This window comes from Kribbella sp. NPDC050459, from assembly GCF_040655315.1.
GTDB lineage: Bacteria > Actinomycetota > Actinomycetes > Propionibacteriales > Kribbellaceae > Kribbella.
Genome location: NZ_JBFAJQ010000015.1, coordinates 73,854 through 87,864, shown reverse-complemented (window position 1 = coordinate 87,864; position 14,011 = coordinate 73,854). Strand labels below are relative to the sequence as shown.

Sequence of the window (14,011 nt, the reverse complement as noted above, 5' to 3'; positions counted from 1 at the left end):
CCTAACAGTTCGGATTCTCAGCGCGGCGAGTACCCGCGGGCGGCGAAGGGAGGCAGGGTTGGCTCATGGCAACAACACCCGGAACGCCGCGCCTGCTGCGCGCGATGAACGACCGCGCCGCCCTGGACCTGCTGCTCAGCCAGGGCCCGCTCTCCCGCACCACGCTCGGCAACCTGACCGGGCTGTCCAAGCCGACCGCGTCCCAGCTGCTCGCGCGGCTGGAGGCGGCCCGGCTGGTCCGTCCGAGCGGCACCACCGCGGGCCGTCCCGGCCCGAACGCGCAGCTGTACGAGATCAACGGCGACATCGCGTACGTCGGCGGTCTGGACGTGACGCCGACCCGGATCCGGGCCGCCGTCGCCGACCTGACCGGCAACGTGGTCGGCCACTACGAGCTGGCCACCCCGGGCCGCAGCGCCAAGGGCACGGTCGACCGCGTGGTCAAGGCGATCGAGGGCGCGGCCGGCGAGGCGGGTCTGAGCCGTGAGCGGCTGCACCGGGTCTCGATCGGCACCCCGGGCGGTTTCGACCCGACCACCGGCCGGCTGCGGTACGCGACCCACCTGCCCGGCTGGCACGCCCCGCACCTGCTGGACGAGCTGGCCGCCGCGATCGCCGTACCGCTGGAGGTCGAGAACGACGTCAACCTGGCCGCGATCGCCGAGCAGCGGATCGGCCACGCCCGGCAGCACGGCAACTTCGTGCTGCTCTGGGGCGAGGAAGGCATCGGCGCCGCGATCGTCATCAACGGCCGCCTGCACCGCGGGGCGACCGGCGGCGCCGGTGAGGTCGCGTTCCTGCCGCTGCCGGGGACGCCGCTGGTCCGCAACGTCGGCCGCAACAACGCCGGCGGCTTCCAGGAACTCGCCGGCGGCGAGCCGGTCCTGGAGCTCGCCCACTCGCACGGCCTGAAGGCCCGGACGCCGGAGGCCGCGATCGCGCTCGCCCTGCAGACCGAGGGCGCGGGCGACGACGTACTGACCGAGTTCGCGCACCGGCTCGCGGTCGGTCTGGCCGCGATCGTCGCGGTCGTCGATCCGGAGCTGATCGTGCTGGCCGGAGGTGTCATCACCGCGGGCGGCGAGCGGCTGCGGGGCCTGGTCCAGGACGAGCTCGCCGATCTCGCCGTACCGCGGCCGCAGCTGTTGATGACCGCGATCAGCACCGACCCCGTGCTCTCCGGAGCACTCCAGTCCGCACTGAGCACCACCCGCGACGAGGTCTTCGACACCGCGGGGCCACCCATCACCTAGTAGGAGACCGGATGCAGAGCTTCACCCGTGCCGTCATCGGCACCGCCGCCGTCGCGCTTCTCGCGACCGCCTGCACAGGGACATCGAACGCACCGCAGGCCGACGACGATGCCACGAAGGACGTCAGCATCACCTTCTGGCACGGATGGAGCGCCCTCGGCGAGGCGGCCGCGATCGCGGCCGACGTCAAGGCGTTCGAGGCGAAGCATCCGAACATCCACGTGAAGGTCGTTGGCAACATCAACGACGACAAGATCAAGCAGGCGCTGCGGGCCGGCGGCGCCAACGCACCCGACGTGGTGTCGTCGTTCACCACCGACAACGTCGGCACGTTCTGCGCGTCAAACGTTTTCGCCGACCTGAAGCCGTTCCTGGACAGGTCGGGAATCGAGCTGGACACGACGTTTCCGAAACCGCTGCAGGACTACACGCAGTTCCAGGGAAAACGCTGCACTCTGCCGCTCCTGAACGACGCCTACGGCCTGTACTACAACAAGACCGCCTTCAAGGCCGCCGGCATCACCGCGCCGCCGAAAACGTTGTCCGAGTTCGACGCGGTCGCGAAGAAGCTCACCAAGGTCAAGGGCGACAGCTACAGCCGGCTCGGTTTCATGCCGAACTTCCACGGCTACGAATCGACCGCCACCCATTTCGCCGCGCTCTGGAACCCGACGTACTTCACGCCGGACGGAAAATCCAATCTGGCCAGGGATCCGGCGTTCGCCGCGATGCTGACCTGGCAGAAGAGTCTGGTCGAGCAGCTCGGCGGCTTCGCGAAGCTGGAGAAGTACCGCGCCACGTTCGGCGACGAGTTCGGCGCGAAGAACCCGTTCCACACCGGCCAGGTCGCGATGACGATGGACGGCGAGTGGCGGCTCGGGATGGCCCGCGAGGCCGGGGTGACGTTCGACATCGGCGTCGCGCCGTTCCCGGTGCCCGACGCGCAGGCCGACAGCTACGGCAAGGGCTACCTGTCCGGCACGGTGATCGGGATCGCCGGCACCAGCCAGAAGCAGAACGCGGCCTGGGAGCTGGTGAAGTTCATGACCACCGACACCGACGCGGTGGTCAGCTTCGCCAACGCGATCCACAACGTGCCGTCGACGTTGGATGCACTCAAGTCCCCGGCGCTGACCGCGGACCTCAAGCCCTTCATCGGAATCGCCCAGCACGCGAAGAGCAACACCACCCCGGCCAGCCCGAACGGCGGCGCCTACCAGCTCACGCTGCAGGACTTCGGCTACGCCCACGAAGCGGGCAAGGTGCCTGACCTGGCCGCCGGCCTGGCGAAGACCGACGAGCAGATCGACAAAGACCTGGCCCAGGCGAAATGACGTCGCTGAGGCAGAAACACCGCACCGAGACGCTCCGCAACCTCGCCTTCCTGTCTCCCTGGCTGATCGGGGTCAGCGTCTTCTTCCTGTACCCGCTGGTCTCGACGGTCTACTTCAGCTTCATGAAGTACGACGGGTTCACGCCGCCGACCTGGACCGGCTGGAAGAACTGGCAGTACGTCTTCACCGACTACCCGTTCTTCTGGCCCGCACTGCGCAACACCCTGTGGCTGGTCGTCGTCATGGTCACGCTGCGGGTGGTCTTCGGGCTCGGCATCGGCCTGCTGATCACCAAGGTCAAGACCGGCGCCGGCTTCTTCCGTACGGCGTTCTACCTGCCGTACCTGGCCCCTCCCGTCGCCGCGACCATGGCGTTCGCGTTCCTGCTCAACCCCGGCACCGGGCCGGTCAACAGCATCCTCGGCAGCATCGGACTGCCGCAGCCGGGCTGGTTCAACGACCCCGCCTGGTCGAAGCCGGCCCTGACGATGCTGGCGTTGTGGGGCATCGGCGACCTGATGGTCATCTTCATGGCGTCCCTGCTCGACGTGCCGCAGGAGCAGTACGAGGCGGCGTCGCTCGACGGAGCGGGCGCGTGGCAGCGGTTCCGGTACGTGACACTGCCGAACATCTCGCCGATCGTGCTGTTCGCCGTCGTCACCGGCGTCATCCAGACGATGCAGTACTACACGCAGCCGCTCGTCGCCGGAAAGGTCGCGAGCGGCGTGATCGGCGGGGCGGGTCAACAGTTCGAGCCCGGATACCCGGACAAGTCGACGCTGACCTTGCCGCAACTCGTGTACCACCTGGGCTTCCAGCGTTTCGACACCGGCGGGGCCTCCGTCATCGCCCTCGTGCTGTTCGCGCTCGCGATGGTGTTCACCGCCTTCCTGATGCGGTCGATGAGTGAGAGGAGCGCGGCATGACCGCCACCGCGATCTCGTCTCCGGTCACGCTGACGCCGGCCGCGCGCACAGCACGCCGTACCCGATTCCTGCACTGGATCGGCGTCCATTCACTGGCCATCGCGGCCGCACTGTTCTTCGTGCTGCCGTTCGTGTTCATCTTCCTCACCGCACTGATGAGCGACCAGCAGGCGCTCACCCGCGACCTGTGGCCGGACAGCTGGCACTGGGAGAACCTGCGGACCGTCTGGGAGACACCCGGCTTCCTGACCTGGTGGAAGAACACCTTGCTGTACGCCGGACTCGGCACGGCGCTCACGTTGCTGTCGAGCATCCCGGTCGCTTATGCCCTGGCCCGCTTCACGTTCCGCGGCCGCAACGTCGTACTGATGCTGGTGATCGCCACGATGATGCTGCCGCCACAGGTGGTGATCGTGCCGATGTACCTGTTCTGGGCCAAGCAACTGCACCTGTCCGGGACGCTCTGGCCGCTGATCATCCCGATGGCGTTCACCGACGCGTTCTCGGTCTTCCTGCTGCGGCAGTTCCTGCTGACGATCCCGAAGGACTACGTGGACGCCGCCAAGGTCGACGGTTGCGGCGAGTTCAAGGCGCTGGTCCGGATCGTGCTGCCGATGGCCAAGCCCGCGATCGCAGCCGTGGCCCTGTTCCAGTTCTTCTACTGCTGGAACGATTACTTCGGCCCGCAGATCTACGCCAGCGAGAACCCGGCCGCGTGGACCCTCAGCTACGGCCTGGAGTCCTTCAAGGGCGCACACCACACGAACTGGAACCTCACGATGGCAGCCACGCTCCTGGTGATGGCCCCGGTCATCATCTTGTTCTTCTTCGCCCAAAAAGCCTTCATCGAGGGCGTCACACTGACAGGGGTCAAGGGATGAAACTGACAGTCGTCGGTGGCGGGTCCACCTATACGCCTGAACTCGTCGACGGATTCGCCCGGCTGCGGGACACGTTGCCGGTGTCGGAGCTGGTGCTGGTCGATCCGGTGGCCGACCGGCTGGAGCTGGTCGGTGGGCTGGCGCGGCGCATCTTCGCGAAACAAGGCCATGCCGGCCGGGTCATCACGACCTCCGACCTGGACGCGGGCATCGACGGTGCGGACGCCGTCCTGCTGCAGCTGCGCGTCGGCGGGCAGGCGGCGCGCAACGAGGACGAGACCTGGCCGCTGGAGTGCGGCTGCGTCGGTCAGGAGACGACGGGTGCGGGCGGTCTCGCCAAGGCGCTGCGGACCGTGCCCGTCGTGCTGGACATCGCCGAGCGGGTACGGCGTACCAACCCGGACGCGTGGATCATCGACTTCACCAACCCGGTCGGCATCGTCACGCGGGCCCTGCTGTCGCACGGGCACAAGGCAGTCGGACTGTGCAACGTGGCGATCGGGTTCCAGCGTCGCTTCGCCGCCATGCTCGGCGTCACGCCGGAGGAGGTGACACTCGACCACGTCGGGCTGAACCACCTCACCTGGGAGCGAGCGGTCCGCGTCAACGGCGAAGACATGCTGCCGAAGCTGCTCGCCGACCACCTCGGCGAGATCTCCGACGACCTGCATCTCCCGTCGCACGTCGTACAGCAGCTGGGTGTCGTACCGTCGTACTACCTGCGCTACTACTACGCGCACGACGAGGTGGTGCAGGAGCTGCGCACCAAGCCGTCCCGGGCCGCTGAGGTCGCTGCACTCGAGAAAGAGCTGCTGGACATGTACGCCGACCCGCGGCTCGACGAGAAGCCCGCCTTGCTCGAGAAGCGCGGCGGTGCGTACTACTCGGAGGCCGCCGTCGCACTCGCCTCGTCACTGCTCAACAACACCGGTGACGTCCAAGTCGTCAACACCCTCAACAACGGCACGCTCCCGTTCCTGGCCGACGACGCGGTCATCGAAGTACCAGCCACGGTGAACGCAGAGGGCGCAAAGCCGGTGCCGGTGTCTCCACTGGAACCCTTGTACGCCGGACTGGTCGCGCATGTGACGGCGTACGAGGACTTGGCGCTCGAGGCCGCTGTGAAGGGTGGAGCCGAGCGCGTATTCCAGGCGCTGCTGTCGCATCCGTTGGTCGGCCAGATCGCTGTCGCGCAAGAGCTGACGGACAAGCTGCTGGCGCACAACAAGGCCTACCTGCCGTGGGCGCGCTAGTTCCGGGCGGCGTCCTCGCCTTCGACGCCGGCAACAGCAAGACGGACGTCGCACTGGTCGCCGCCGACGGCACAGTACTCGGTACGGCGCGTGGCGCCGGGTTCGAACCGCAACGGATCGGTCCGGCCGCAGCTGTCGACGGACTGGGGCCTCTGGTGCGGGCTGCCGCAGCGGAGGCCGGTCTGCGCGTTGGCGACGTACCGCTGGTGCAACACATCTCGGCCTGCCTGGCCAACGCCGATCTGCCGGTCGAGGTCGAGCAACTGACCACTGCCTTCGAGCACCGCCGCTGGGCCGAGTCGGTGTACGTCGCCAACGACACGTTCGCCCTGCTCCGGTCCGGGGTCGACGAGCCGCGCGGGGTCGCAGTGGTGTGCGGAGCGGGCATCAACTGCTCAGGCATGCTGCCGGATGGGCGGACCGCACGCTTCACGGCGCTGGGGAAACTGACCGGCGACTGGGGCGGCGGCGCACAGTTGGCCGAGGAGGCGTTCTGGTCGGCGTCACGGGCAGAGGACGGACGCGGTCCGGCGACAGCGCTGCGGACCGCGTTGCCGACGCACTACGGGCTGCCGACACTGACCGCGGTGATCGAGGCCTTCCACCTCGGCGACCTGCCGGCCGAGCGGCAACTGGAAGCCGGGCCGGTGCTGTTCCAGGTCGCGGCCGCCGGTGATCTCGTTGCCCTGGGCATCGTTCAGCAGCAGGCCGAGGAGATCGTCGCGATGGCCTCGAGCGCGTTGCGGCGGCTCGACCTACTCAGCGAACCGGTCACGGTGGTGCTCGGCGGCGGCGTCCTGACCGCGGGGCACTCGGTCCTCCTCGACCAGGTCACGCGGTTGCTCGCCGAGATCGCCCCGAAAGCGGTACCGCGCGTCGTCGACGTACCGCCGGTGGTGGGCGCGGCGCTGCTCGGTCTTGACCACACCGCCGCCGGAGCGAGCGCTCAGGAACGGCTGCGGGCGGCGTTCGCGCCACCGCCGGCGGCCTGATATTGCAGCCGTGTTTCATTCGAGACCGATGCAAACTCCCGAGTGCGGTGTGGCGTCCCACGAGTAGGACCACATCCACTCGGGAGGTCGATGATGATTCGAAGGATCATGGGTCTCGGCGCCACCGCCGCACTCGCGGCGACCGCACCGCTGCTCCTCACCGGTGCCGCGCCGGCCGATGCGACAACCACCACCTGCCGCGGTTCCGCGGCGAGTGTCTCCGCAGTGACGTACGCCGACCGGCTTGTCCGCGCATGGGGTAGCGGAGACACCGCGACCGCGGGTTGCTACGCCTCGACGGCGACCTCACGCACGCTCTTCGGACAGGCGTCGCCCGGCGGCATCCACTGGCGGCGCGTCTCCACCGAGGGCGCCGCGGGGACGATCTATGTGACGTACCACGACGACGCGCGCGGCGGGAACCTGACGATCGGCGTCCAGAACGTCGGCCTGCGCGCGGCGAACGGCTGGCACGCGGCGTACACCGCCAAGTTCACCGGCGAACCGAAGGCGTGGAACGCGGTCCAGTGGGCCGACAACCTCGTCCGCGCCTGGGGCCGCGGTGACACGAAGTGGACGGCGTACTACGCGACCCCTCGCGCGGCGCAGCAGCTGCACGCGGTCGCGGCGACCGGCGGCCCGCACTGGACGCGGATCGCCACCGAGGGCGCGGCCGGCACGACGTACGTGACGTATCGCAACGACGTCACCCGGCACACGCTGGCGATCGGCGTGTCGAATGTCGGGCTGTCACAGGGCGACGCGCACGCGGCGTACACCGTGCAGTACCACTAGTTCCTTGAGCTCGACCTGCTTCGGTGTAATCATGATTACATGAGTACGCAGACAGAGCAGGAGAAGGTGCGGGGCTGGCTGACCGGGCGGTTGCCCGGCGACTGGTTCGAGGGCGAGACCGAGCTGGAGATCGACCGGGACGAGATCCTGATCGTCGGCCGGATCCCCGCACCCGAGCAGACCAAGGACGTGAGCGCCGCCGAGCGCTCCGCCGCCGAGAGCGGGCGGATCAAGCAGTTCCGCGAGGACACCCGCGACCGCCGGATCGAGATCGCCCGCGAGTTGGAGCACGCCACCCGGCGCAAGGTCGCGTGGGGCGTGCGCTGCGGTGAGACCAGGACCGTCTTCACCTCGCTGTCCGCGCCGGTGATGACCAGACTCCGCCAGCCCGAACGCCAGGTCCTCGACACCCTCGTCGACGCCGGCGTGGCCCGCTCCCGCAGCGACGCCCTCAGCTGGTGCGTCAAACTCGTGGCCCAGCACAGCGAGACCTGGCTGGCCGACCTCCGCGAGGCGATGACCAAGGTCGAAGAGGTCCGCAAGGCAGGCCCCGACAACAGCTGACAGGCCCCCGCACCTTTCTGCTGTTGCTGAGCAACGGGCGGCAACCCGGTGGGGTTGCCGCCCGTTCTCGAGGAGAACCGCTCGGTTACTGCCCCTGCTGCCAGTTGCCGTTCGGCGGGGTTCCGTTGGACCAGTTGCCGGCACTGTGCGCGGCTGGGTGCTGCTCAGGCTGCGCCTGCGGCATCTGCTGCGTGGGCTGCTGGTAGTCGCCCTGGTACTCGCCCTGGTACTCGGCTTGGCCTTGGTAGCTGCCCTGGTAGTTGCCTTGGGCCGGGTACGCGGCCGTGCCGTTGTCCATGCCGTTCTGCTCGGCGGGCTTGACCATCTTGTCTTTGTCGAACAGGTTGCCCAGTGCGCGGCCGGCCATCTCGCGGCCCCCGAGGCCGAAAGCAAGACCGAGAGCGAGTGCGCCGCCCGCGAGCACGATCAGCAGCGTGTTGCCGGTGAGCTGGACGGCGACACCGAGCTGGGTCAGGGCGGCGAACGCGGCGTACACCAGGACCGCGTACCGGGCCACCTTGGCGAGGGTTTCGTTCCCGGTCGCGCCGCGGATGATCGCGGCCAGGAAGTTGGCGAACAGCGCCGCCAGGCAGACGATCACGATCGCGGCGAAGATCCGCGGGATGTAGCCGAGCATGTCGCTCATGAAGTTCGAGATCTCCGGCACGCCGAGCGCCGAGGCGAACATCGTGAAGCTGATCAGGAACACGAACCAGAACACGACCTTGCCGAGCATCGCCGAAGCGGTCAGCCCCGTGCCCGACCGTTGCAGCACACCGGAGACGCCGGCCCGTTCCATCCAGCCGTCGAACCCGACCCGGCCGAGCAACCGGCCGACGAGATTGCCGAGGATCTTGGCCACGAAGTAGCCGACGACCAGGATGACCAAACCGCCCAGCAGGTTCGGGATGAACGACAGCAGTTTGCTGAAGGCATCTTCGAACGGCTGGGTGAAGTCGATTGCTAATGCTGACATCGGATGAACCCTTCCGACTGGCCCGCATCCGCTGTCGGCACAGGACTGCACCAACCCCGGCACGGGCGGATGCAGTGGTGTCCAGTATGACTCGTACCCTCAGGTGCCGAAGGCAAACAGTTCTCCGGGCGCGGCGAGCAACGAAGAGTGTTTGCATAAGGCAATCACTGTCTTCACGCTTCGGTCCTTACCCTGGCGGCTGAACCGCTTCAGGCGTTTGCGATCCTGTGGGTATGAACGATGTGCTGATCCGCCGGGCCACCGCCGCCGACGTCGCCGCGATCGTCGCGATGATCGCCGACGACCAACTCGGCGCCACCCGCGAGTCGCTCGACGACCTGACGCCCTACCTGGCGGCCTTCGAGCAGATCGACGCCGACCCCAACCAGCTGCTGATGGTTGCCGCTCGCAACGATGAGGTGATCGGCACGCTGCAGCTCACGATCATCCCCGGCCTGTCCCGCCGCGGCTCCACCCGCGGCCTGATCGAGGCCGTCCGCGTCGCCGCCCCCGCCCGCGGCTCCGGCCTCGGCAGCACCCTGATCCGCTGGGCCGTCGAGGAGTCCCGCACCCGCGGCTGCGCCCTCGTCCAACTCACCTCGGACAAGACCCGCACCGACGCCCACCGCTTCTACACCACCCTCGGCTTCACCAACTCCCACGAAGGCTTCAAACTCAAACTCAGCTGACCCGCTTCGCCAGGGCCGGCCAGGTGTTGCAGCCCGCCGGGCCTCTCGCCTCGAAGGCCTGCCGCATCCACCGGTCGAAGTTGACCATGTCCGAGGCGTGGCGGTCGTACCCCGGGTGGCCGTAGTGCGCGAGCCGGTCGCCGCGGATCCGGAGGGTCTCCCGGTTGGCACCGAAGACCGCGGCGGCGAAGCAGTGCGCCTGCATCTCGCTGCGGTCCTCCTCCGCCTGCCGCGCGGCTCCGCTCGCGGCCCAGTAGCGCTCGCCGTACTGATCCGCGATGCCGGTCAGCCATTGCACATGGTGGCCGTACTCGTGACCGATGAGCCACTGCACGGAGTTCTCGGCATCCTTCTGATCGTAGGATCCCTCGACGACGTACTCGGGCCAGTTGAAGTAGATGCCTCGGTTGTCCTGGCAGTACATGCCGTAGACGTCCTTCTCCATCTCGCCACAGGCCGTCCTGGTTCCCGGCGGAGCCGCGAACACCGCGGACGGCCGCACGAAGTCGAACCCCGCACGGGTGATCACGGGCTCCCAGGCTCTGTCCAAACAGGCAACGAACGCAGTGGCATAGCGGATCATCGCCCGCTCGGCCACCAACTGCGCGTCCGGCAGCGAGCACCTGACGGCCGCGAGCTGTCCCGACCTGTAGAGCTGGTTGTCCAGTAGGAACTTCTCCTTGACCGGCTCGGGCGCCTGCACCAACCGCCCCACAGGCGCCCGCACCGGCACCGTCACCGGAGTTGCCGTGGGTGTCGCCCGCGTTTCCTCCACTTGGCGAGTGCAGCCACCGGCCAGCACCACGGCAACAAGTAGCCCGGCGAGGCCGAGCAGGGGCGCCGGGCGCATGGTCAGCTGACCTTGGCGGGTGGGGCGGTGAAGGTGTTGCAGAGTTTGGGGTCGGCGGCCTTGAAGGCGGGTTCGGACCAGAGCCAGTGGTTCTTGCGGGAGCCGTGGTCGCGGATCTTTTTCGGGTTGTACTCGTCGCCGCTGTGCTGGGTCTCCCACTCCCACAGCTCCAGCTTGCGGCCGGTGAGGCCGAGCGCCTGCTTGTTCGCACCGAGGAAGGCGGCCCCGAAGCAGCTGGCCTGTAACTCCGTACGCCGGCGCCACTCGAGCTTCTCCGCCGGCGCCTTCTCCCAGCCCTCGCGAGACCAGGCGGCGGTCAGCATCTCGGTGAGGTTCTGCACGTGGTGGCCGTACTCGTGCGCCATCGTGTCGATCATCCACACCCGCGCCGCGAGCGGCTCGTCCTTGTAGTACTTCAGGTCCTTCTTCCAGCTGACGTAGATGCTCTCGTCGGCCGGACAGTAGAACGCGACGTTCTCCTGACCGGTGCAGCTCGCGGAGGTGGTCTGGTTCGTCTGCAGGACGACCTTCGGCGCCCGGAACGGGTAGCCGGACTTCTTCAGCACCGGAGCCCACGCGTTGTTCAGGCAGGGGAGCAGAGCCCGGTAGTACCTGAGGATCGCCGACTGCGAGTCCGGTTTGATCGCCGGCTCCTTGCAGGTGACGGTCGCCACCTTGCCCGCGCGGTAGATCTCGTTGAGGCGGAGGCGGATCACGTCCGGGACCACGGGTGCCGTGACGGTGACGGTGGGGTCCGGGGGGACGGGGAGTGGGGCCTCGGACTTCTTGACCGACGGCTGGGAGAGGGGGCGTTGGACGCCGTACGAGTTGACCAGCTTGAAGCCGCCGATGGTGGCGGCGGTCAGCATCACGACGACCAGGATCGACAGGCCGGCGACGACGGGGCGGGAGTATTGGCGCGGCGGCGCGGCCGGGGCGGGCTCCGTGGTGAACTGGGCGCCGGAGCGGGACGGGTTCGAGTGCCAGCCGGACGGACGGGAACCGCCGACGCGGCAGGTGCCGGTCAGCGGCGGGAGCGGGCCTCCGGTGAGCGGCGCGGCCGGCGGGCCGCTGTACTCGCTCGTGGTGCCGGGCTCGGTGGGCAGCGGACGGGCCTTGCGGCGCATCGACGACTCGTCGAACGATGTCGAACGCGCCCTGCCCAGACGGGCGGGTTGTGCGGTCTGCAGGGTCAGCGGACGCGAACCGGGTGCGGGATCGCCGCCGGACAGGAAGTGTCCGGGTTCCGGCGTACCCTCCTCGGACTCAGGCATCGATGGCTCCCTTACGCTCAGCTGACCTTGGCGGATGCTGCGACGAAAGTGTTGCAGGCTCCCGGGCTGGTTGTCGCGAAGCCCTGGTTCATCCACAGCGCGAGGCTCTTGCTGGAGCCGTGGTCGCGGACCTTGTCCTTGGTGTGCTCGTCGCCGCGCCGCTGGATCAGGCCGGTCCACTGGCGCAGCAGTTCGCCGCGCAGCGGGAAGCTCGCCTTGGCCGCCCCGAAGAACACGGCGCCGAAGCAGTACGCCTGCAGTGCGGAGCGCCGCTGCACCTCGAGCTGGGCGTTCTTGTTCGCCGCGGTGTCGGCGAGGTTGTCGGCGGCGTCGGCCATCCCGGTCAGGCTCTGCACGTGGACGCCGTACACGAAGCCGAAGGACTGCGCCATTTCCGCGCGCACCTCGGCCTTGTTCTTCGGGTAGTCCTCGACGATGTTCTGCCAGGGCATGGTCACGCTGCCGCCGTGCTCGTCCTGGCAGTACAGCGCGAGATCGTGCTGGACGCCGCACGCGGTCTCGTCACCGTCGTCGAAGATGATCAGGTTCGGCGACCGGAACTCGAATCCGGCCTTCGCGACGACCGGCTGCCAGGCCTTGTCCAGGCACGCGGTGAGCGCCTGGTAGTACGAGCGGACGTTCTCCTTCGACGTGGGGCGGAACGCCGGCTCCGGGCAGTTCGCCACCGCCAGCCGGCCCACGGAGTAGATCGCGTTCTTGCCGACGATGTCGGCGTCCGGCGTCCCCTTGCCGACCGGTTCCTGGGTGGCGGTCGTCCCGCCGCTCGGCTTCGTGGACGGCATCGGGGTGCTGACGAAGCTGTCCGAGGAGAGCACCTTGACCGCGAACGTCGCGCCGCCGGCGAGGAACAGCAGCACCGCGACGACCATCAACGCGATCAGGGCCTTGGACCGCTTCTTCGGGACGAACGGCACCGGTTCGGGGTGGAACACCTCCCGGTACGCCGCGGCCGCCCGGTCACCGGCCGGCGGCGGTCCGAGCCGGCTGCCGGACAACGTCGTACGGCGGGAGTCGATCCGGGACCCGGTCAGTTGCGGCGGGGCCGGCGGCGCGTCGCCGCCGAGGCGCGGTGTGGGTGCCGCCAACGGCGCAGCCCCGCCCGCCGTACGATCATCGGCCGTGCCCTGCTCACCCTCGCCACCCGGCAGGAAATGCCCAGGCTTGGGTGCCGGCTTGTCCGCCATAGTTTCCGCTTCTCCCCAGTAACCGGACTTTGCCCGGTCCCACCCGATCCGTCGAACGGGCCGGAACGCCCCCGGTGCCGGCCGCCGGCTGATATTACGGCCTGGACCGCGATCCGGAGAACCGGATTGCAGCTATTGACACCGTTCCGCGACCGTATCCACACACCGTGGTCAGCTGACTACGCGGCCGTGGGCCAGGAAGTGTGGGCTGCCGGCCTGGAGTCTGGGGTCGGATTCGACCTGCCGGGCCAGGAGGACGGCGGCGGGAAGCAGGCCGTCGACGGTATCCGGCGCGGCGTTCTGGAGGATGCTGGCCGCGGGGCCTTCCACACCCAGGACCTCGACGCCGGCAAGGCCGGCTGCGACCAGTTCGGTGGAGAGCTCTTCGGCGTGGTGGAAATAGGCGACCGTGAAGCCGAAAGAGCCGTCGATGCTGCCGGAACGGAAAGCGTCCACGAACAGGGGCAGGTTCTCGTCGGTGAGCGTTCCGTTGCTGCCGGCCTCCAGCAGACCGCCGAACCGGTTGATCGCCGCCGCGACCACTACCCCGCCCGGCCTCGTCACCCGGACCGCCTCGGCCAGCGCCTGAGCACGGTCGGCAGCGTCGACCAAGTGGTAGAGCGGTCCGAGCAGCAGCGTCGCGTCCACGCTCGCGTCCGCCTGCCGCAGCGCCCGCGCATCGCCGACCTCGGCAGCGAAGGTGCCGATCGCCGCCGCCTGCTCCACGTGCTCGTCCACCGGATCCACGAGCGTCACCTGATGCCCGTCCGCCGCGAGCCAGCGTGCGTGGACGCCGGTCGCGCCACCGACGTCCAGTACGACGGCCGCGGGCGGCAGCCAGCGGCGCAGCAACTCCTGGGTGCGCAGGTACTCGAGCCGGCCGTGCCCGGGGACGACCAGCCGGTCGTTCTCGAGGTTCCGGTCCCGATAAAAGGAACGAATCGCCGGATCTAGTTCAGTCATCCACCCATTGTGCGGGACGAAAATGCCGGGCACACCACGTTTTGCCGCCGCTACCC

At 68.6% G+C, this 14,011-nt stretch carries 14 protein-coding genes; 9 read left to right on the top strand and 5 right to left on the bottom strand.

Annotation, left to right across the window (positions count from 1 at the left end; genetic code table 11):
- Positions 1–65: 65 nt before the first annotated feature.
- From AB0I12_RS35350 to AB0I12_RS35315, 8 genes are all read left to right on the top strand, one after another.
- A complete protein-coding gene (locus tag AB0I12_RS35350) occupies positions 66–1,253 on the top strand; it encodes an ROK family transcriptional regulator (RefSeq protein ID WP_359938401.1) in 1,188 nt (395 codons plus the stop codon).
- A gap of 11 nt (positions 1,254–1,264) precedes the next feature.
- The gene (locus tag AB0I12_RS35345) at positions 1,265–2,587 is read left to right on the top strand and encodes an ABC transporter substrate-binding protein (protein ID WP_359938398.1); all 1,323 of its coding nucleotides are present in this window, start codon (positions 1,265–1,267) and stop codon (positions 2,585–2,587) included.
- Positions 2,584–3,513, top strand: a complete 930-nt coding sequence (locus AB0I12_RS35340; protein WP_359938395.1) for a sugar ABC transporter permease — start codon at positions 2,584–2,586, stop codon at positions 3,511–3,513. Before AB0I12_RS35345 ends, AB0I12_RS35340 begins: the two co-directional genes overlap by 4 nt.
- The gene (locus tag AB0I12_RS35335; RefSeq protein ID WP_359938392.1) at positions 3,510–4,394 is read left to right on the top strand and encodes a carbohydrate ABC transporter permease; all 885 of its coding nucleotides are present in this window, start codon (positions 3,510–3,512) and stop codon (positions 4,392–4,394) included. The genes AB0I12_RS35340 and AB0I12_RS35335 overlap by 4 nt, the downstream gene beginning before the upstream one ends.
- On the top strand, positions 4,391–5,647 hold the full coding sequence (locus AB0I12_RS35330; protein WP_359938389.1) for a 6-phospho-beta-glucosidase: 1,257 nt from the start codon (positions 4,391–4,393) through the stop codon (positions 5,645–5,647). Before AB0I12_RS35335 ends, AB0I12_RS35330 begins: the two co-directional genes overlap by 4 nt.
- Positions 5,635–6,639, top strand: a complete 1,005-nt coding sequence (locus tag AB0I12_RS35325) for a BadF/BadG/BcrA/BcrD ATPase family protein (protein ID WP_359938386.1) — start codon at positions 5,635–5,637, stop codon at positions 6,637–6,639. Before AB0I12_RS35330 ends, AB0I12_RS35325 begins: the two co-directional genes overlap by 13 nt.
- A gap of 90 nt (positions 6,640–6,729) precedes the next feature.
- The gene (locus tag AB0I12_RS35320) at positions 6,730–7,434 is read left to right on the top strand and encodes a hypothetical protein (RefSeq protein WP_359938383.1); all 705 of its coding nucleotides are present in this window, start codon (positions 6,730–6,732) and stop codon (positions 7,432–7,434) included.
- A 39-nt stretch (positions 7,435–7,473) separates the two neighbouring features.
- On the top strand, positions 7,474–7,998 hold the full coding sequence (locus AB0I12_RS35315; protein WP_355696044.1) for a hypothetical protein: 525 nt from the start codon (positions 7,474–7,476) through the stop codon (positions 7,996–7,998).
- 85 nt (positions 7,999–8,083) lie between these two features.
- Here AB0I12_RS35315 and AB0I12_RS35310 read toward each other — a convergent pair whose 3' ends face one another.
- Positions 8,084–8,974: a hypothetical protein gene (locus AB0I12_RS35310; RefSeq protein ID WP_359938380.1), complete on the bottom strand. Its 891-nt coding sequence runs from the start codon at positions 8,972–8,974 to the stop codon at positions 8,084–8,086.
- Positions 8,975–9,207: 233 nt separating this feature from the next.
- Here AB0I12_RS35310 and AB0I12_RS35305 point away from each other — a divergent pair, with 233 nt between their 5' ends.
- A complete protein-coding gene (locus AB0I12_RS35305; RefSeq protein WP_359938378.1) occupies positions 9,208–9,663 on the top strand; it encodes a GNAT family N-acetyltransferase in 456 nt (151 codons plus the stop codon).
- Here AB0I12_RS35305 and AB0I12_RS35300 read toward each other — a convergent pair.
- From AB0I12_RS35300 to AB0I12_RS35285, 4 genes are all read right to left on the bottom strand, one after another.
- A complete protein-coding gene (locus tag AB0I12_RS35300) occupies positions 9,656–10,513 on the bottom strand; it encodes a neutral zinc metallopeptidase (protein WP_359938375.1) in 858 nt (285 codons plus the stop codon). The two genes, AB0I12_RS35305 and AB0I12_RS35300, sit on opposite strands and share 8 nt — an antisense overlap.
- A 2-nt stretch (positions 10,514–10,515) precedes the next feature.
- Positions 10,516–11,787 (bottom strand): neutral zinc metallopeptidase, encoded by a 1,272-nt coding sequence (locus AB0I12_RS35295; RefSeq protein ID WP_359938372.1) that lies wholly within the window; start codon positions 11,785–11,787, stop codon positions 10,516–10,518.
- A 17-nt stretch (positions 11,788–11,804) separates the two neighbouring features.
- Complete coding sequence (locus AB0I12_RS35290; RefSeq protein WP_359938369.1) at positions 11,805–12,992, bottom strand: neutral zinc metallopeptidase; 1,188 nt, start codon at positions 12,990–12,992, stop codon at positions 11,805–11,807.
- Positions 12,993–13,163: 171 nt separating this feature from the next.
- Positions 13,164–13,955, bottom strand: a complete 792-nt coding sequence (locus AB0I12_RS35285; RefSeq protein WP_359938366.1) for a class I SAM-dependent methyltransferase — start codon at positions 13,953–13,955, stop codon at positions 13,164–13,166.
- Between the last annotated feature and the right edge of the window lie 56 nt (positions 13,956–14,011).